Genomic DNA, 18060 nt, shown 5'->3' on the forward strand with positions numbered 1-18060 from the left:
TTTGTGATGATTTACAGGACATAATTTTAAATAAATACAAAAATATATTGTTTCTTATATTGTCTTATTTGATTAATATTATTTCTCATTTATGAGGTATGTTGAAGGCGAATTAACTAATGATTGAGTTAGACGAAATAGATAAACGAATTTTAAGGGTTCTTCAAAAAGACAATAAAATCACCAATGCGGCTTTGGCTGACATGATTAGCCTATCCGCTCCCGCTTGTCTAAAGCGAGTAAAAGCACTTTATGACAAAGGCGTGATCGAGAAGAGTGTTGCCATTCTTAATCCTCACCTTATCGGCGAAGGTATTGTGATTATTGTTGAGGTTGAGATGGAAAGGGATAGGCGTGATATGAATGAGCTCTTTATCAAGCGTATTCAAGCAAGCCCTGAGGTCACTCAGTGTTATCAAGTCACGGGAGAAGTCGACTTTGTATTGATTGTGAATGTGGCGAATATGAAGATGTTTAAAGACTTTTCAAACCGAGTGCTTTACGGAGAGTCGAATATGCGTAAATTTAGAACCTTGATATCCATGACGCGTAATAAGTTTAGTACCGAGATTGCCCTCTAGAGAAATACCTTTATTGAGAGTTGGTTTGAGGCAGTGAGATTTTCTCTTTTTGCTGCCATTCAAGTTTGAGTATTTGACGTGATCTAGGGTAATTCTCCGCTAAGACTTCAACCTTATTGATCCTATCCGTGCGAAAGTGACGAAAATCTTGGCGGCTTTCACACCAGGCAACAACTAAGCGGACACTATGAAAATAGGCAACCATAATAGGCCAGATAATCCTGTGGCTGATATTTTCTTTAACATCTTTATAGGCAATGAAGAGCTTATTTTGCTGTCTAATGGCTTCTCTTACATCGTCCATATTAATGCTGTCTTCAACTGCTTGAGCGAAGTTTGCAGACACCAAATTAGTATCCAGCACGACACTTTGTAAGTGCTCAGGTACCACCTCTTTAATTTTTTCTAATAAAGAGCTAGCTGACTGACTTAGGTATTTATCTCCCCTTTGGCTCACCCAATGGGCACCAAGTGCGACGGCTTCTAATTCATTAGCTGTCAGCATTAGAGGTGGCATTTCATAACCCGGCTTCAACACATAGCCCACACCTGCTTCACCATGAATCGGAACAAGTTGATTCTGAAGTTCTGCAATGTCTCGATAAATTGTACGTACAGATACTTCAAATTTATCCGCCAGCTGTTGTGCTTTGACAGGGTATCTTGCGTTTCGAAGCAGTTGAATAATGCTAAATAATCGATTTGTGGGTAACACCTTCACTCCTTTTACTCATGCTCAATAAGTATGAGATCCTTATTGAGGTAGGAACTTTTTCAGCATTTAGCCAGTTCATTTCATCACGCCAAGATCGCTTTTTAATTTGGGTAAGGAAAACGGCCTTTTTTAGCGATAAAGAAGCAGTATAACAAAACCCTACTGACAAGATATGTCAGTAGGGTCTGGCCGAATAAGTTTAGGCTTGTTCCATAATGACGATGGCTTGAGTGTGTTCTTCTAGGGCATCGAAAATATGGGCCTGATCTGCAGGATAACTGATGTAATCGCCTGGATATAAGGTATGGGTTTGCTCATTAGGGCCGACTAAAGCGCTGCCTTGAGTGACAATAATGTGCTCGACAACACCTGTCATATGGGGCTCTGATTGCCTTGCTTGCCCTGGTTCAACCATTATCTGATAAATGTCTCGGCGCGCAGCTGACGGGCAGGCTGATAAAAGCAAACTTGTATAATTTGCATGTTCAGACTCTATTTTTATCCCATTCCCTTTGCGAATTAATTGGATCTCGTTTTGTACCGGCTCAATTAATTTAGAAAAAGGTACTTTTAATGCAATGCTTAAAGCCCAAAGCGTCTCTAGGCTTGGATTCCCAATACCAGATTCCAACTGGGATAAAGTGGATTTTGCTATGCCAGCCTGACGGGAAATTTCTGCCATAGATAAGCCCGTCTTACGCCTTTCTCTGACCAATGCTTTAGCAACAATTTCAATAGGAAGTTGGTTTTCTTTAGTCATAAATATTTGCCTGTTCGATATAAAATACAAACGTTCGTCTTGACGATGCAATAGGTTTTGTTCATTATATCGATCAAACGTTCATGATGGAAATGGTGTTATGAAAAAACTTATTCGTTCAAACTCTTCTCAATTAGGCTTTCAAATACTTTTTGTTTGTCTTGCTGATGCCCTTGTTGGTGTGTCCTATGGCGCTTTAGCGATAAGCCTTGGATTTGATTTATGGGTACCTCTTTCCTTATCCATTTTAGTACTAGCAGGGGCCTCTGAATTTTTATTTATCGGTATTGTTGCGTCAGGTGGTGGGGCTGTTACTGCTGCCATAGCGGGTTTATTGGTTAACTCACGCTTATTAGCATTTGGTCTTAGTTTGAATACGCAATTAGGAAAAGGCTGGCGTAGGTTTCTTGGGTGCCATTTGATGAATGATGAATCGGTTGTATTTGGAATTAGCCAACCAAGCTCTGAATTGAACAAGAAAGCTTATTGGCTCTCTGGGCTAGGGATATTAGTTGCTTGGCCATTGGGCGTTTACTTTGGTGCTGTATTGGGAGAAATCATTGAGAGCACCCATGCTTTAGGATTAGATGTGATGTTTCCTGCTATCTTGATTGCACTTGTATTACCTAAGCTAAATAGCTCGACAATGCGAGTGACAGCTTCGACTGGCGCCGTGCTTTGTGTGGCGAGCACACCTTTTTTACCTGCTGGTCTTCCTGCCTTACTTTCTTTAATGGGTATTTTTATGAAGAGGGTAACTAGCAATGGATAGTCAAAATATTTTGTTAGGTATTTTAGTGCTTGCCCTTGGTAGCTACAGCTTAAGATTGGCTGGTCCCTACTTGCGACAGCAGCTTACAAGGTTTCCTAATATAGAAGTATTATCAAATGAGCTAGGCCAAATACTTTTATTTAGTTTGGCAATTGCAACAGCATTGTTCGAGGCGAATGAGTTTGCTGGTTTTGCCCGTTTGATGGGTTTTATTGTGGCTGCGATTCTGGCTTATAAAAGAGTCCCTTTGCTGATTGTTATCCTATTGGCGGCATCTACTACGACACTACTAAGATTGTTAGGAGTCAGCTAAATCTAAAGCCAATATATATATTTTGTTTTCACCTTTAATTTTTCCAAAAGCAAAGCTAGGCTGAAAGAATCGTTATTTAAAACTAGGAAATGGTGAGTTAAAACAATAAGTAGTAACCAGCAGTTTATTGGTCCTCTTACTTTTCAAGTGTGCTTATCAAGAAACCTATTTCTTTCATAAATCTTGTTTGCTTTAAGGTGTCTTTATGGAAATCAGTGATTTATTAGAACAGACCGACAAGTTACCTAATGTTCCCGAAGTGGTTAGAGAGTTAATGCAGGCTTTAGGTGATCCAGATGCAGATTATAATTTGATAGCGGAAAAGGTCGCGAAGGACCAAACCTTATCACTTAAAATTTTACGATTAGTGAACTCTGCACATTTTGGTTTGACAAGAAAAGTATCCACTATAGACGAAGCCGTGGTTATTTTAGGCATGGATAAACTTAACACCTTAGTGATCGCCTCTGGTATGGCTAACTCTGCGTCAGAGGTTGACGGTCTAGATATGAGAGAGTTTTGGAGCGATAGTTTTATGGTTGCCTCTATTGCTCAATGGTTGGCGCAAAGGTCTGATACGGTGCAGGCGGATGTGGCTTTCACCGCAGGTGTTATCTATAACATAGGACGGCTTCTACTTCATTTGGCTGCGCCAAACCGTGCTAAAGCAATACAAACTTTGGTAAAAGAAACGAAAGCTAGCCGAGTTGCTGCAGAAACTGAGCGTTTAGGTTTTACCTCTCAAGATGCAGGTAAGGCCCTATTAGATATGTGGGGGCTACCAGAAGAGCTAGGTGTTGCAATCAAACAGTATAAGCGACCTTATACCTATGAAGTGCCATCTCCTTTAAGTGCAATATTAAACCTAGCCAATTATATTAATGGCGCTATTACTGATAAAAGAGAAATAGATGAAGTTATTGTCTTTATGCCTAAAAAGGTTATTCAGCTTGCTGGTCTTAAGGTAGAAATACTGGACGATGTAGAAGGTGTATTGAATATGGAATCTGGTCTAGATGGCCTTATATAGAAAAGGTACTTTGATGCACCTTTCTATATAAGTAGTTTTTAAGCAACCGATTTAAATTCTGAGTTTAAATAACATCTACTTCGAATTTACCCAGATTTTCAATTTCCCCTGTTAGCTTATCGCCAACTTGTATTGCACCAACGCCTGCTGGTGTACCTGTCATAATGAGGTCACCAGGGGCGAGTTCATAATAGTTAGAGAGATAGCTGATCATTTCAGCTGTTTTCCAAATCATTTGGTTCAGGTCCCCTTGTTGACGGACCTCATCATTGACTCTAAGACTTATACTACCTTGCTGTGGGTGGCCTATTTTACTTGCTGGGTAGATAGGGCTGACAGGGGCTGACTGCTCAAACGCTTTACCAATTTCCCATGGTCTTCCCATTTTTTTCATCTGCGCTTGTAAGTCACGGCGTGTCATATCTAGACCCAAGGCATAACCGTAGATATGGTTTAGAGCATCATCTAACGAGATATTCTTGCCACCTTTTTCTAGTGCAATCACCAGCTCCATTTCAAAGTGAACGTCTTGACTCATACTCGGGTAGGGGAATTGACCTGAGGTATTAATGTTATCTGTGTTTTTCTGAAAGAAAAAAGGAGGTTCTTTATCTGGATCATGGCCCATTTCGATAGCGTGATCAGCATAGTTTCTACCAATGCAATATACCCTACGAACAGGGAATACTTGATCGCTGTTTTGAATGGTGATTGTAGTTGGCTCTGGTGCCGGAAAAAGAAGATTACTCATACTGCTACCTGCATTTAAATCTTGAGAGTGAAAACCATGTGAGTGTAAGCCATGGATGATGCTTTTTTAAAGTACAAAAAAAGCCTAGGCACATAAAGAACCTAGGCTTTTTGAGTTATTTGAAAACCTTATTGAAAGGCTTTTCAAATAACAAGGACTAACGCTTTAATTGCGATTAAAGTGCTGCTAGTGCTTCGTTTAGTGTCGCACTTGGACGCATTACTTTAGCAACTTCAGCTAGATCCATGTGGTAGTAACCTTCAAGACCCGCTGACTTACCTTGAACTTCATTTAATTCAGCAACAATTTTTGCTTCGTTTGAAGTTAGTGTACTTGCTAGTGTTGCAAACTTAGCTGCAAGTTCTGCATCATCAGATTGTGCTGCAAGTGCTTCAGCCCAGTACATAGCTAGGTAGAAGTGGCTGCCACGGTTATCAAGTTCGCCAGCTTTACGAGATGGTGATTTATTAGTATCCAATAGACGCTCTGTTGCTTGGTCTAGTGTTGCTGCAAGTACTTTAGATTTAGCGTTGTCATTCTTGATGCCAAGCTCTTCTAGAGAAACTGCCACAGCCAAGAACTCACCTAGAGAGTCCCAACGTAAGTGGTTTTCTTGAACTAGCTGTTGTACGTGCTTAGGAGCAGAACCACCGGCACCTGTTTCATACATGCCGCCGCCAGCTAGCATAGGTACAACAGAAAGCATTTTTGCAGAAGTACCAAGCTCAAGAATTGGGAATAAATCAGTTAGGTAATCACGTAGTACGTTACCTGTTACTGAGATAGTGTCTAGGCCACGCTTGATGCGTTCCATAGAGAAACGAATAGCTTCGTTGTAAGACATAACGCGGATATCTAGACCTTCAAGATCGTGGTCTTGTAGGTATAGCTCAACCTTCTTACGAAGTTCGTTATCATGTGGACGTTCTTCGTCTAACCAGAAAACGGCTGGTGTATTAGATTGACGAGCACGAGTAACACCTAGTTTCACCCAGTCACGGATAGGCGCATCTTTAGTTTGGCATGCACGCCAGATATCACCTTTCTCAACATTGTGTTGCATCAACACAGTGCCGTTTGCATCAACAACGCGCATTACGCCGCTTTCAGCAATTTCGAATGTCTTGTCGTGAGAACCGTATTCTTCAGCTTTTTGAGCCATAAGACCAACGTTAGGTACAGTACCCATAGTGGTTGGATCGAATGCACCATTTGTTTTACAGAAGTTAATTGCTTCTTGGTAAATACGTGCATAAGTTGACTCAGGCATAACAGCTTTAGTGTCTTTCAACTTGCCGTCACGGCCCCACATCATACCTGAGCTACGAATCATTGCTGGCATAGACGCATCAACGATGACATCACTTGGTACGTGAAGGTTAGTAATACCACGTACAGAGTCAACCATAGCAAGCTCTGGTCTGTGCTCGTAGCAAGAGTGGATAGTTTCTAGAATCTCTTCCTGCTGAGAGTGAGGAAGTGATTTGATCTTATCAGTAACACTGCCTAGACCGTTGTTAGGGTTTACGCCTAGCTCTTCAAAAAGTTCACCGTACTTATCAAATAACTCTTTATAGAAAACAGTTACCGCGTGACCGAATACGATAGGGTGAGACACCTTCATCATGGTTGCTTTAACGTGCAGAGACCACATGATGTTGTTTTCTTTAGCGTCGTTTAGAGACTCTTCAAAGAAAGCACGTAGTTTTTTGCTGCTCATGTTCATGCTGTCTAGAACTTCGCCCGCTTGAAGAGGCAATACTTTCTTAACGCTAACTTCACCCGCTTCAGAAACAAACTCAAGACGTACTTCTTGTGCTTCTTTACTTGTTGTTGATTGCTCGCTTGAGAAGAAGTCACCGTCACGCATATAGTCAGCGTGAGTTTGAGAAGACTTATTCCAAACACCCATAGAGTGTGGGTTTTTACGTGCAGATGCTTTAACAGCAGAAGGTGCACGACGGTCAGAGTTACCTTGACGTAGAACTGGGTTTACCGCGCTACCTAGAATTTTTGCATAACGTGCTTGAACGTCTTTCTCTTCATCAGAGTTAGCAACTTCAGGGTAGTTAGGAACGTTAAAACCTTGGCTTTGAAGCTCAGCAATACAAGTCGTTAGCTGAGGAAGAGAAGCACTGATATTAGGTAGCTTAACAATGTTAGCGTCTTCTTTAAGAGTAAGTTCGCCCAAAAACTTAAGGCCATCTACAATTTTTTGCCCATCTTCTAGTTTTTCTGGAAAGCTAGAAATAATACGGCCAGCTAAAGAGATATCGGTAAGCTCTATTTCAATGCCCGCTTCTTTTGTGAAAGAACGAAGAATTGGAAGTAATGACGCTGTCGCAAGAGCGGGTGCTTCATCCGTCAAAGTGTAATAAATAGTTTGATTATCTGACATGTGGTTTTCCCCTAACGTTTACAAGCAGTATTGTAAAATGAATGTAAGAGGGCTTTTGGCCCCCTTGATTAGCGAGTAAGAGTGTCACTCCGCTAAAATAATCTGTTCGAAAAATTCGCCGACATATAGTACATAAAAATGAAAGTTAAGGGGGTATTTGACATATCAACTAAGGATATAGTCATAATTTCGTATAGTGATTGATGCTTTAAAAGCATTTAATATCAATGGCTTAACTTGTTTGTGTTATAAAGTTACTAAATTGTTAATAAATTAAATAATGGCTTAGACAGTGCTTTTTTAGGGGTGATTTGGGGCAGTTTACGAATGATATTGTCAGAAAATTTAAAACTTATTGTGATTGACCCAGATAAAAATACAGAGGGAAAGCATAAAAATGCCATTCAGTTTGAACTGGTCTCTTATAATCTTGTCAGATAATTTCAATTTTGTTTGTGTGTTACTAAGGCGCTTGTATGAGATTTGATCCTAGGTTGTTTTTACTCACTAGTGTGGCGCTAATTGCCTTTGCTGGAAATTCATTTTTATGTCGCTGGGCACTTGCGGGACAACAAATAGATGCTCTTAGTTTTACTCTTATTCGGTTATTGTCCGGCGCGATTACTTTAGTTTTCTTATTTGTACTCTTAGAAAGAAAGCCTGTTGCTCAAGTGTTTGCTCTCAATTTAAACAAAGCTGATGTAAGGCCAAGAAGTTTCAAGCAAAGAGTAATGCCTATATTCGGCCCCTTTTTACTTTTTACCTATGCGGCTGGCTTTTCCTACGCTTACCTATCTTTAGAAACAGGCATAGGCGCACTTATTCTTTTTGCTGCTGTGCAAATTAGCATGATAGGCATTAATGTCGTAAAAGGAGAAAGGCCTAATTTAGTACAATGGATCGGCATACTTTTGAGCTTTAGTGGTTTCATTTACCTTTTATTGCCAACTTTATCGTCTCCAAGCTTAAAAGGCTTTGTCTTGATGACAATCGCTGGGGTTGCCTGGGGTGTGTATAGCCTACTCGCTAAGCAAAAAACAGAGGTAAATGAATCCGCTTTAATGAAAACAAGCCGCAACTTTATTTGGTCTATGCCCTTCGTAATGTTTCTGCTTATTGCTAACTTGCTTTTTGTAGGGGGAGATAACTTATTAATTGAAGCAAATGGGATTTACTTAGCAATAGTATCCGGTGCACTTACCTCGGGTATAGGCTATGCCATTTGGTATCAGGTAGTGAAGCAACTAAGTGGTACGCTCGCCTCAGTGAGTCAGTTACTTGTCCCTGTGATTGCAACGGCTATGGGCATAAGCTTTTTGGGAGAAGGGATAGAATTACACTTTGTTATATCAAGCGTCATGGTTTTGGGTGGTGTGATGATTGTCTTACTTAAAAAAGCCTAGTCGACTTTATCTCTATAGCCTGTGCAAGAATGAGATAGTTAAACCTGACATGAGTTGTCAGGTTTAACTTTGGTGCTTTTACTCTTTTGGCGCTTCTGGGCAAAGAGAAGCATAAGCTGTATTAAAAGCGCCTTCTTGAAACGCTTTAAGGCCAGTTGCTGCAAAAGGGACTGGCATAGGCGTGTATTTGATACGAGATTTGATCTCAGCATTATTCATTAAAGTAACATTGACTGTATCAATTAATTGAATCGCTGACTCCATCTTGAAGCCTACAGAACCCCCGGCAAATTTACCCTTGGTCGGGCGCTCGCGAATCACGACTTCATCAACTTTATAGTCCTCAAAAAGTTTTTTTAATGTGAATTGAAAGCTTTTTAAGTTCTCGCTTAATTCTGATTTCACCAAGGAGACGCGAGTTTGACGACAATCCGCTATTTGAAATAATCCATCTTGTTTCGAAAGTAAGCACAAGATGGCATCACTACCTTTAATTTCAATGCCACAGGTTAACATTTTAAGATCCTAATCGGGTTTTAGTGGCGCTATTATCCCATAAAACCTAAGCCACGCCCTAACCCTAAGCCAATTTTTCTATTTGAGATTAAAATACTGTTTTATAAGGTGTTTTAAATGCCGAATATTGAAGTAAGTCGTACTGGTAATTTAGTTAAAACAGGGTGGGAAAGTACTGTAAAAATGCTAAGTGAAGAATAAAACACTGTATTGCTCTTGATATCTCTTATTTAAAAGTCAAATACGCTATTATTGCCGAATAAAATTTCGTTAAATTAAAAAAAACAAAATTTTAAACTACTTCCTTTTCGATTTTCACACTTTTGTTTGTATTTAGGTTTTATTATGAGTCTTGACTCGCTCAACATTGTTCCTCCTAGCTTAATGTCCCTTGATGATATTTTACCCCAAGAACCTCTGTTAATGATGGGGGCTGGTCCTGTGCCAATTCCCGCCCGTGTCGCCAGAGCAAACTCTTTAGTGGTAAACCATCTTGGTGGTGCTATGGCTAAGGTAATAGAGCAAGTGAAAGTCATGGCTCAGTATGTATTTCAAACACGTTCACCTTGGGTAATGGGTGTAGCAGGCCCTGGTTCTGCGGCAATGGAAATGGCAGCAGCAAACTTGATTGAACCAGGTGATACTGTTTTAAGTATCAGTAATGGTTTTTTCAGTAATCGTATGGCGCAAATGGCGGCACGTGTTGGAGCCAATGTGATAGAGCTGAAAATCGATGTTAAATCCGCTGCTGATCCAAGCTTGATTAGAGAAGCTATGGCGCAACATAACCCAAAAGTACTTACCATGGTACAAGGGGAAACCTCTAATACAGTGTGTAATATCCACTTAAAAGAGATTGCGAGCATTGCGAAAGAGTATGCTTGTTTAGTGGTTGTCGATGCGGTTTGTACTTTAAGTACCATGCCGTTAAAAATGGATGAGTGGCAAATTGATGCTGTGATCACAGGTGGCCAAAAAGGCTTATCTTCGATTCCTGGTGTGTCTTTGTTAGCTTTTTCTGAGGCGGCTTGGCAACGTATTCAAGAAAGAGAAACGCAAGTAGTGCAGTGGTGTCTTGATGCTAAGTTAGCCACTAACTTTTGGCACAAAGACGGTTACCACTATACCGCACCTGTATCTGGCATTATGGCTTTGCACGAAGCGCTTAAGCTTGTATGCGAAGAAACCTTAGAAGCACGATTCAATCGACACCTGAAATGCTCGAAAGCATTACAGCAGGGAATCGAGTCTATGGGGTTAGAGCTATTTGTACCTGAGCACTCACGCTTAAACTCGGTAATCGGCATTTGTATTCCAGAAGGATTAACCGCCATGGATATTTGTCACCACATTTCTCATAAGTACCGGGTAGAAATTGCAGGCTCATTTGGTCAGCCTGTTGTTCGTATCGGCCAGATGGGGGAACAATGTCGTGAGCATAACCTTTTCAGAGCGCTTCATGCGTTTGGAAGTAGTATGAGAGACTTGGGTGTAAAAGTGGACTTGCCAACAGGTATGGCGCAATTAGAAGTCTATTTGCAGAAAACACCTAAACACTTTTCTTAAATTAGAATGTGTTTTCTGATAGTTTTTTTCTACTAATCTGATGATTACAAATAATTTGCAAATATAAATGAGAATATTTATCAATTATTGTTGAAAACCGTTCTCATTACTACTAAACTCTATTTCAGGTTGAATAGTAATGAGATTGTTTCTTATGTACGTTTGTATTTGCAAAGGGATTACCCAGAAAGAGATTCAGAGCGCGGTTGAAGCGGGAGCTAGCCTGCGTGATATTCGTAAGTTTATGGGTGTAGCGTCAGAATGTGGATCTTGTGGCCAATGTGCTAAACGCTTGGTTAAACAAACCCAAGATGAAATGCGCATGATGGATAGCTTGGCATACGCTGTCTAACGCAAAATTACTATTACACAGAATTTAAAAAAGGCGATCTAAGCTAATTAGATCGCCTTTTTTGCTTTTAAACATTACATAGCAAGATGGTTTCTTGTTAAAAATTAATCCCTTTTCTTCTGAATTTCCCCTTTCTAAACAATCAAACTTTCGCTTTCAGGGTTTGTTTGATCGTCAATGTCTTTTTATATCGCTATTTTTTACAGTGCAAAAGGCTAGCAAAATAGTACCAAGATTGAGTTTCTGCGTTATTAAAATTTGCGAAATGGACTTTCGAGTTGGATGACAGGTTGACGACAGTTTGGTGTGCTAGATTGAATGAGTCGAGTTTCTTGGCGCAAAAGGAAAGGCACAAAAAGATTCATTAATACAAAAATAACAATTGGAATTAGATTATGAAAACCAAAAGTACATTCAAAACCCTCGCACTCAAATCTATCATGGCATCTGGTGTAATTGCCCTTGCATCAACGAGTGTTCAAGCTTATGAACCTGCGCGCTCTGCTGAGTGTATTGCGCCAGCTAACCCAGGCGGTGGCTGGGATTTTACTTGTCGTAGTGTTGGTAAAGCTTTAGTCGATTTAAGCTACATCAAGGGTAACGTACAAACAGTGAATATGAGTGGTGCCGGCGGTGGTGTTGCTTTTGCTCATACTGTTAGTAAGCGTTCTAAAGATGATGCGCTTATTGTTGCCGCAAGTACCGCAACGACAACACGTCTTGCCCAAGGCCAGTTCCCAGGAATGAACTCTGACCAAGTAAAATGGGTTGGTACGCTAGGTGCTGATTACGGCATTATTGCTGTTTCTAAAGACTCTGAATATCAGAACCTTTCTCAATTAATGGACGCCCTTCGTAAAGATCCAAACTCAGTTAAATTTGCGGGTGGTAGTGCCACTGGTGGTTGGGATCATCTAAAAGTTTTAATCACAGCAAAAGAAGCCAATGTCACTAAACTACCAAAAATTAAATACCTATCATTCAATGGTGGTAGTGAAGCTTTAGTTCAGGTTGTTGGTGGTCATATTGATGCATTTACTGGTGATATCTCAGAAGTTAAAGGCTTTTTAGATTCTGGTGACATTCGTGTTGTGGCCGTTTTATCTGAAGAACGTCTTCCTGCGCCACTTAATAATATCCCAACAGCACTAGAGCAAGGGGTTAGCTCAGTAGCGCCTAACTGGCGTGGATTCTATGTACCTGGTAATGCAGGTGATGACTCTTATGATTGGTGGGTAAATACCATAGATGAGCTTTATCAAACTCAAGAATGGAAAGATATTATGGCTAAAAATGGTTTGATGCCATTCCATAAAACCGGTGCTGAATTCACTCAATTTGTGAAGAATCAAACATTGGATATCCGCATTCTTTCTCAGGATATTGGTCTAATTAAGTAACCTCCTCGAGGTGTTTGGTTGGGCAGTTATTAGTCTCATTGCCCAACCCTTTTTAATTGGATTAAAGCTATCCGCTTTAAATATTGAATAAGCCTTGTCTTATTCAACTCGTTACCCTTGATCAATTTATTTTTGGAGCACAATCATGCGCTTAAACGATCGTGTATTTGGCATGTTGATGCTAATTCTAGCTGTAGTCTATGGGTGGGAAGCAACACAATTTCCTGAACCCTTTGGCGGCGAAGAAAGTGTTGGCCCTGAAACCTTTCCTATCATTTTATCCTTCTTTCTTGGTGCCAGCGCCATTTACATGATGCTTAAACCAGATCCAGATGAAGCTTGGCCTGTTCTACCTATGTTGCTTGAGCTGATTAGTGTTGTCATTGCCATCTTAGTGTTTGCTTGGGCGATTGAGCCGCTTGGCTTTATCCCAGCAGCTGTTGGTGTCGTGACTTACCTTGCTTGGCGTATGGGGGCTGACTTGAAGATGAGCCTCATCATAGGCGTGAGTAGTTCGGTGGCTATCTTCTTGATCTTTAATAATGTGCTGGAACTTGCACTACCTCTTGGTTTATTGGAGTTATAACTATGGAAACCTTAGATTTTTTAATGCAGGGTTTTGCTGTTGCCTTAACCCCAGAAAGCCTGATGTTTGCCATTATAGGTGCCATTTTAGGTACTTTAATTGGTGCTTTGCCTGGCCTTGGCCCTGCAAATGGCGTTGCGATTCTTATCCCTCTTGCGTTTAGCTTAGGGTTATCGCCAACATCTTCTTTGATATTGCTAACCTCTGTTTATGCTGGTGCCATGTATGGTGGACGTATTTCTTCCATCTTGCTTAATATCCCAGGCGATGAGCCTGCCATGATGACCTGTATTGATGGTTATCCTATGGCGTTAAAGGGTAAGGCGGCTGAAGCTTTGGCTATCTCTGCGATTGCCTCTTTTATTGGTAGTTTTATTGCCACTATCGGTCTTGTGATTCTTGCTCCTATCTTGGCGAAATTTGCGCTTAAGTTTGGTCCTTCAGAATACTTTGCTTTATTTGCATTAGCCTTTGCGACCTTAGGTGGTATCACAGGTAAAAACCAATTTAAAACCCTAATGGCGGCGGCTTTAGGTTTGATGATTGCCTCTGTTGGTATTGATATCTCAAGTGGTGTGCAGCGTTATACCTATAACACCCTAGAGTTATTTGAAGGGGTGGACTTTATTATCGCTATCGTTGGTTTGTTTGCGATCAGTGAATTACTCTTTTTCATCGAAAAGCATGCGGGTGATGGCCTTAAGAAAGTGGCTATTAATAAGCTAAAACTGACTATGAGCGATATTGTTAAGGTTTTACCAACGTCACTTCGTGGTGCCTTACTTGGTTTCGTTTCAGGTGTATTGCCAGGAGCCGGTGCTTCTTTGGGTAGCTTCATCAGTTATACGCTTGAAAAGAAAGTCGTTGGTGATAAAGGAGAGTTTGGTAAAGGTGATACTCGTGGTATCGCAGCGCCAGAAGCGGGTAATAACGGTGCGGCATCAGGGGCGCTTGTTCCTATGTTGACTTTAGGTGTACCTGGTAGTGGTACAACCGCAGTGTTACTTGCTATGTTGATCTCACTAAACGTGACACCTGGCCCTATGTTATTTACTCAAAATGCAGATTTAGTTTGGGGTGTAATCGCGGCTTTGTTTGTTGGTAACCTAGTGCTCTTATTACTGAATATTCCAATGATAGGTATATTTGTTAAGTTGCTTAGCGTACCGCCAAAATACCTAATGCCGATTGTTACCTTGGTCGCATCTGTTGGTATTTACTCAGTAAGTCACAGTGCCTTAGACCTTTATTTCATGGTTGGTTTTGGTGTGATTGGTTATGTTCTACGTAAAGTTGATGTGCCTTTAGTACCTGTTATTTTAGGTATGCTACTTGGGCCTGAAATGGAAAAAAGCCTTCGTCACGCCTTGGTATTATCTGATGGTGACTGGAGTGTTCTACTAAACAGTGGTTTAAGTATTGGTCTTTGGACTGTAGCGATTCTTGGTTTGGTACTTCCTGTGATTGTTGGGCCTATGGTTCGAGCAAAAATGTCAAAATCTAAAGAAGCAACATCGAGTTAGATTTTTAAACAGACGAAACCGTCTAAGAAATGGAATTCGGAGCAGCCAGACTGCTCCGAATTTTTTACGTTTGAAAGGCTATAATCTATTGATATCAAGGGATCATTAAAAAGCGTTAGAGACTAAATAAAAAAGCTAATTATAAAAATAAGATCAGCAAGAGAGATGTTTATGCGTGTATTGGTTGTAGAAGACACTGAAGTCTTAGGTCAAGCGATCTGTGATCGCCTGACAAGCTTGGGTCATGGGGCAGATCTTGTAACGAATGGCGAACAAGCAAATGAAATTCTAAAGTACCAAACATTGGATCTGATTATTTTAGATCTCAATTTGCCGGGCATGTCTGGCCTGCAAATTCTAAAACAATTAAGGGCCAGAGCAAATGAGACCCCTGTTTTGATCTTGACCGCAAGAGATCAAATGGATGATAGGGTGATTCTTCTCGATGCTGGCGCTGATGATTATTTAACTAAGCCCTTTAATTTTCGAGAATTAGAAGCCCGTTGCCGTGCTTTGCTAAGAAGGCATCATGGTTATGCGGCGAATATTACAGAGCATGGTAATTTGACCATTGATAGGGATGCTCGCCAAGTAACAGTAAATGGTGAAATACAGCCAGTGACAAATCGCGAGTTTTGTTTGCTGGAAGTGTTTGTCGGACACCTTGGCCGAGTATTAAGTAAAGATGAAATTACCGAGCATTTATTTAATTACGATGAAACCCCAGGGCCAAATGCCATTGAGCTTTATGTGGGTCGATTACGTAAAAAATTGGTGAAGAGCTCACTTACCATAAGCACCTTAAGGGGTTTGGGTTATGTGGCAGAAATCAGCTAGTCTGGCTGAAAATGAAGCGTTAGAGCTACAAAAAGCGCCTTCTCTAAGAAAGCGCTTTATCTTATCTGGTGCTGGCGTAATAAGTGTTATTGCGCTTATCGCGATTAATCTGGTGTTTAACTATAGCCAAAGGTTAGCGGACTTATCCTACGATAGGCTATTGCTGAGTGCCTTATTGCAAATGGATGAAAACATACTCGCAGAGGATGGGCGCCTATCCATTGATATTCCTTGGTCTGCTTTTTCTACCTTGGCACAGGCTAACGAAGATAGAATTTTTTATCGTGTCGAAAGCTCGGTTGATGGTTATATTACAGGAAATCAAAGTCTCGAAAGTACACCACCATCACCGTCTGAATTAGGCAAACCTCAGTTTTATAATCAAATTTTTTCTGGTGAAATGATAAGGCTTGTCTGGTTGGAAAGAGATGTCACCGAAGCCAATATCCAAGGTAGTGTAACCATTTTATTAGGGCAAACTCGTTTGTCCCGTGAAACCATGGCGTCTTCTATTACTACCCGTGCAGTACAAGTGATTCTCTTGATCGCAATTGTCGCCATAGTGCTTATCATGTTGGGAAGTCATCTGGTACTTAACCCATTACATCGCATTGAAGAGTTACTGGAAGAAAGACAGCCCGGTGATTTAACACCTATTAAATTGGATACACCAAAAGAAACTTACCAACTTAAAATCGCTTTAAATCATTTTATGGCGCGGTTAAATAAAAACTTAGAACAGCTAGAAAATTATACGGCAGAATCAGCGCATCAATTACGCACACCTCTAGCCAGCCTTAAAGCGCTAGCTGAAAATGCCAGAGATCAAACTACCCCAGAAAGGCAAGAAGAAGCCCTAGAGCAGATAGTGCAACAAAGCGAAACCTTAAGTGAAACCGTTACCATCTTACTTAATCAGGCCGTGGTGTCTCACCGCCTTCAAACTCAGCGTCTCATTCCTCTGGATTTGGTTGCTCTTATAAAGCAGTCTTGCATGGAACAAGCTGTTGCGGCTTTAAGGCAAGGGATTCACTTATCTTTCGAATCAGACACCAGTAAAGTCATGATACTTGGAGAGGCTTTTTCTCTACAACAAATGCTCAACAATCTTCTCGATAACGCGGTGAGATACAGTGCAGGTAATGGCCTAAATGATCAGAATGAGCAACTGGTTGAAATCCGCATCAAACAAGATGTGCAATCTGTGAGATTGAGCATTATCGATTATGGGGATGGGATAGCTGATGATGAGAAAAGGCGAGTGTTTGAACGCTTTTATCGAGCTAACTATGAAATATCTGGCACAGGAGTAGGGCTTGCTATGGTAAAAGAAATTAGCGATAGGCATCAGGGGAAAATCAAAGTGACTGATACTCAGCCTAAAGGAGCGACTATCAGTGTAGATTTCCCTTTATATTTTGAGCGAGAAGGTGAGTTATGAGAAGTCTGAAAAAAGCGTTAGTCGCATTCATATTTACTTATGTGGCAAGCTTAATGGCAAACCCTGTTGTGTACGAATCTGACTCAGCGTTGGACCAAGGAGGTAACTTCTTCCAAGAGCAGCGAACTTTAAATATCTACTCCACAGTCGACCTTGATGCGTTTGAACCTATTTTAAAAACTTTTGTCGAAACCTATCCAGCGACTAAAGTTGCCTATTATGATGTGAACTCCCTCGAACTTTATCATAAGGTGATGGCAGAAAAAGACAGGCCCAAAGCCAGCTTGATTGTTAGCAGTGCCATGGATTTACAATTGAAGCTGGTTAATGATGCCTATGCCAAAACCTATCAATCCAGTATGACTCAAGCCCTACCAGAAATGGCAAAGTGGCGGAATCAAATCTTTGCCTTCTCGTTAGAACCCGTGGTGATGTTGGTAAATCAGAATCTGTTTCCAGGTGGTGAGCTGCCAAAAAATAGGTTGGATTTATTACAAATAATGCGTCATCACAGCCAAGCCTTTCAAGGCAAGATAGGCACCTATGATATTCGTAAAAGTGGAGTAGGTTATTTATTAGCGAGCCAAGATGCTCGCCAAGCTGACGCCACATGGGGGCGTATGATTGAGGCTTTTGGTAGTCACAAGGTGAAAACCTACTGTTGTACTAGCGCCATGATAGATGATGTGGCCGCAGGGGACTTATTGCTTGGTTATAACCTAGTGGGCTCTTATGCGCACAAGCGTGCTTTGGGTGACCCTAGACTCACCATGATAATGCCAACAGATTACACCCTGCTTATGATGCGTTCAGTGTTAATCCCTAAACTTGCGCCAAATGCCGAAGATGCTGGTAAATTCATTGACTTCTTATTATCTGAAAAAGTACAAAGTTTAATGTTGTCGGAAAACCTACTCTTCCCCATAGGCGATGCAAGCCAAGCGATCAACCTCAGTAAAAAGCGATCACATCCCACCCGTATCATAGAGTTAGACCAGCAACTCTTGGTTGGTCGAGATCATGCTAAACAAAGCCGTTTTATCCGCAGTTGGGAGAGTGCTTTGGAACTAAGTGAGTTGGACTAAGCGAAGTGATGTGATCAAGCTGTTTTTATTT

Annotated in this window: 18 protein-coding genes; 13 read left to right on the forward strand and 5 right to left on the reverse strand. The window is 40.9% G+C overall.

What is annotated here, in order from left to right:
- Positions 1-119: 119 nt before the first annotated feature.
- Entirely contained in the window at positions 120-581 is a 462-nt protein-coding gene (locus TW85_RS10440) for an Lrp/AsnC family transcriptional regulator (protein ID WP_046017042.1), read from the forward strand.
- A gap of 10 nt (positions 582-591) precedes the next feature.
- Here TW85_RS10440 and TW85_RS10445 read toward each other — a convergent pair whose 3' ends face one another.
- Both TW85_RS10445 and TW85_RS10450 read right to left on the reverse strand, forming a co-directional pair.
- On the reverse strand, positions 592-1296 hold the full coding sequence (locus tag TW85_RS10445; protein ID WP_046017043.1) for a YafY family protein: 705 nt from the start codon (positions 1294-1296) through the stop codon (positions 592-594).
- Positions 1297-1495: 199 nt separating this feature from the next.
- Complete coding sequence (locus tag TW85_RS10450) at positions 1496-2056, reverse strand: XRE family transcriptional regulator (protein ID WP_046017044.1); 561 nt, start codon at positions 2054-2056, stop codon at positions 1496-1498.
- Between the two features lie 100 nt (positions 2057-2156).
- On the opposite strand from TW85_RS10450, the gene TW85_RS10455 reads away from it, so the two are divergent.
- The 3 genes from TW85_RS10455 (at position 2157) to TW85_RS10465 (ending at position 4171) form a co-directional block, all read left to right on the forward strand.
- Complete coding sequence (locus TW85_RS10455) at positions 2157-2828, forward strand: AzlC family ABC transporter permease (RefSeq protein ID WP_046017045.1); 672 nt, start codon at positions 2157-2159, stop codon at positions 2826-2828.
- Positions 2821-3141 carry an AzlD domain-containing protein gene (locus TW85_RS10460; protein ID WP_046017046.1) on the forward strand — a complete coding sequence of 107 codons (321 nt, stop codon included), beginning with the start codon at positions 2821-2823 and terminating at the stop codon, positions 3139-3141. The genes TW85_RS10455 and TW85_RS10460 overlap by 8 nt, the downstream gene beginning before the upstream one ends.
- A 205-nt stretch (positions 3142-3346) precedes the next feature.
- Positions 3347-4171 (forward strand): HDOD domain-containing protein, encoded by an 825-nt coding sequence (locus tag TW85_RS10465; protein ID WP_046017047.1) that lies wholly within the window; start codon positions 3347-3349, stop codon positions 4169-4171.
- Positions 4172-4235: 64 nt separating this feature from the next.
- Here TW85_RS10465 and TW85_RS10470 read toward each other — a convergent pair whose 3' ends face one another.
- Together TW85_RS10470 and TW85_RS10475 are read right to left on the reverse strand one after the other, a co-directional pair.
- Positions 4236-4922: a fumarylacetoacetate hydrolase family protein gene (locus TW85_RS10470; RefSeq protein ID WP_046017048.1), complete on the reverse strand. Its 687-nt coding sequence runs from the start codon at positions 4920-4922 to the stop codon at positions 4236-4238.
- Between the two features lie 175 nt (positions 4923-5097).
- Positions 5098-7320 carry an NADP-dependent isocitrate dehydrogenase gene (locus TW85_RS10475; protein ID WP_046017049.1) on the reverse strand — a complete coding sequence of 741 codons (2223 nt, stop codon included), beginning with the start codon at positions 7318-7320 and terminating at the stop codon, positions 5098-5100.
- A gap of 476 nt (positions 7321-7796) precedes the next feature.
- On the opposite strand from TW85_RS10475, the gene TW85_RS10480 reads away from it, so the two are divergent.
- Positions 7797-8723, forward strand: a complete 927-nt coding sequence (locus TW85_RS10480; protein WP_202904849.1) for a DMT family transporter — start codon at positions 7797-7799, stop codon at positions 8721-8723.
- Between the two features lie 78 nt (positions 8724-8801).
- Here the strand turns inward: TW85_RS10480 and TW85_RS10485 are convergent, their stop codons facing one another.
- Positions 8802-9239, reverse strand: coding sequence for a DUF3010 family protein (locus tag TW85_RS10485; RefSeq protein ID WP_046017050.1), 438 nt, complete (start codon positions 9237-9239; stop codon positions 8802-8804).
- 345 nt (positions 9240-9584) lie between these two features.
- Between TW85_RS10485 and TW85_RS10490 the strand changes: the two genes are divergently transcribed.
- From TW85_RS10490 to TW85_RS10525, 8 genes are all read left to right on the forward strand, one after another.
- Positions 9585-10805 carry an alanine--glyoxylate aminotransferase family protein gene (locus TW85_RS10490; RefSeq protein WP_046017051.1) on the forward strand — a complete coding sequence of 407 codons (1221 nt, stop codon included), beginning with the start codon at positions 9585-9587 and terminating at the stop codon, positions 10803-10805.
- Between the two features lie 139 nt (positions 10806-10944).
- Entirely contained in the window at positions 10945-11157 is a 213-nt protein-coding gene (locus tag TW85_RS10495; protein WP_238326202.1) for a (2Fe-2S)-binding protein, read from the forward strand.
- A 395-nt stretch (positions 11158-11552) separates the two neighbouring features.
- Positions 11553-12557 carry a tripartite tricarboxylate transporter substrate-binding protein gene (locus TW85_RS10500; RefSeq protein ID WP_197477755.1) on the forward strand — a complete coding sequence of 335 codons (1005 nt, stop codon included), beginning with the start codon at positions 11553-11555 and terminating at the stop codon, positions 12555-12557.
- Between the two features lie 145 nt (positions 12558-12702).
- Complete coding sequence (locus TW85_RS10505) at positions 12703-13143, forward strand: tripartite tricarboxylate transporter TctB family protein (RefSeq protein ID WP_046017053.1); 441 nt, start codon at positions 12703-12705, stop codon at positions 13141-13143.
- A 2-nt stretch (positions 13144-13145) separates the two neighbouring features.
- Positions 13146-14666 (forward strand): tripartite tricarboxylate transporter permease, encoded by a 1521-nt coding sequence (locus TW85_RS10510; RefSeq protein ID WP_046017054.1) that lies wholly within the window; start codon positions 13146-13148, stop codon positions 14664-14666.
- A 171-nt stretch (positions 14667-14837) separates the two neighbouring features.
- Positions 14838-15503, forward strand: a complete 666-nt coding sequence (locus tag TW85_RS10515; RefSeq protein WP_046017055.1) for a response regulator transcription factor — start codon at positions 14838-14840, stop codon at positions 15501-15503.
- The gene (locus TW85_RS10520; protein ID WP_046017056.1) at positions 15484-16944 is read left to right on the forward strand and encodes a sensor histidine kinase; all 1461 of its coding nucleotides are present in this window, start codon (positions 15484-15486) and stop codon (positions 16942-16944) included. The genes TW85_RS10515 and TW85_RS10520 overlap by 20 nt, the downstream gene beginning before the upstream one ends.
- On the forward strand, positions 16941-18029 hold the full coding sequence (locus tag TW85_RS10525; RefSeq protein WP_046017057.1) for an ABC transporter substrate-binding protein: 1089 nt from the start codon (positions 16941-16943) through the stop codon (positions 18027-18029). The genes TW85_RS10520 and TW85_RS10525 overlap by 4 nt, the downstream gene beginning before the upstream one ends.
- Positions 18030-18060: the final 31 nt, after the last annotated feature.

Source organism: Marinomonas sp. S3726, assembly GCF_000967665.1.
In the GTDB taxonomy this organism is placed as follows: Bacteria; Pseudomonadota; Gammaproteobacteria; order Pseudomonadales; family Marinomonadaceae; genus Marinomonas.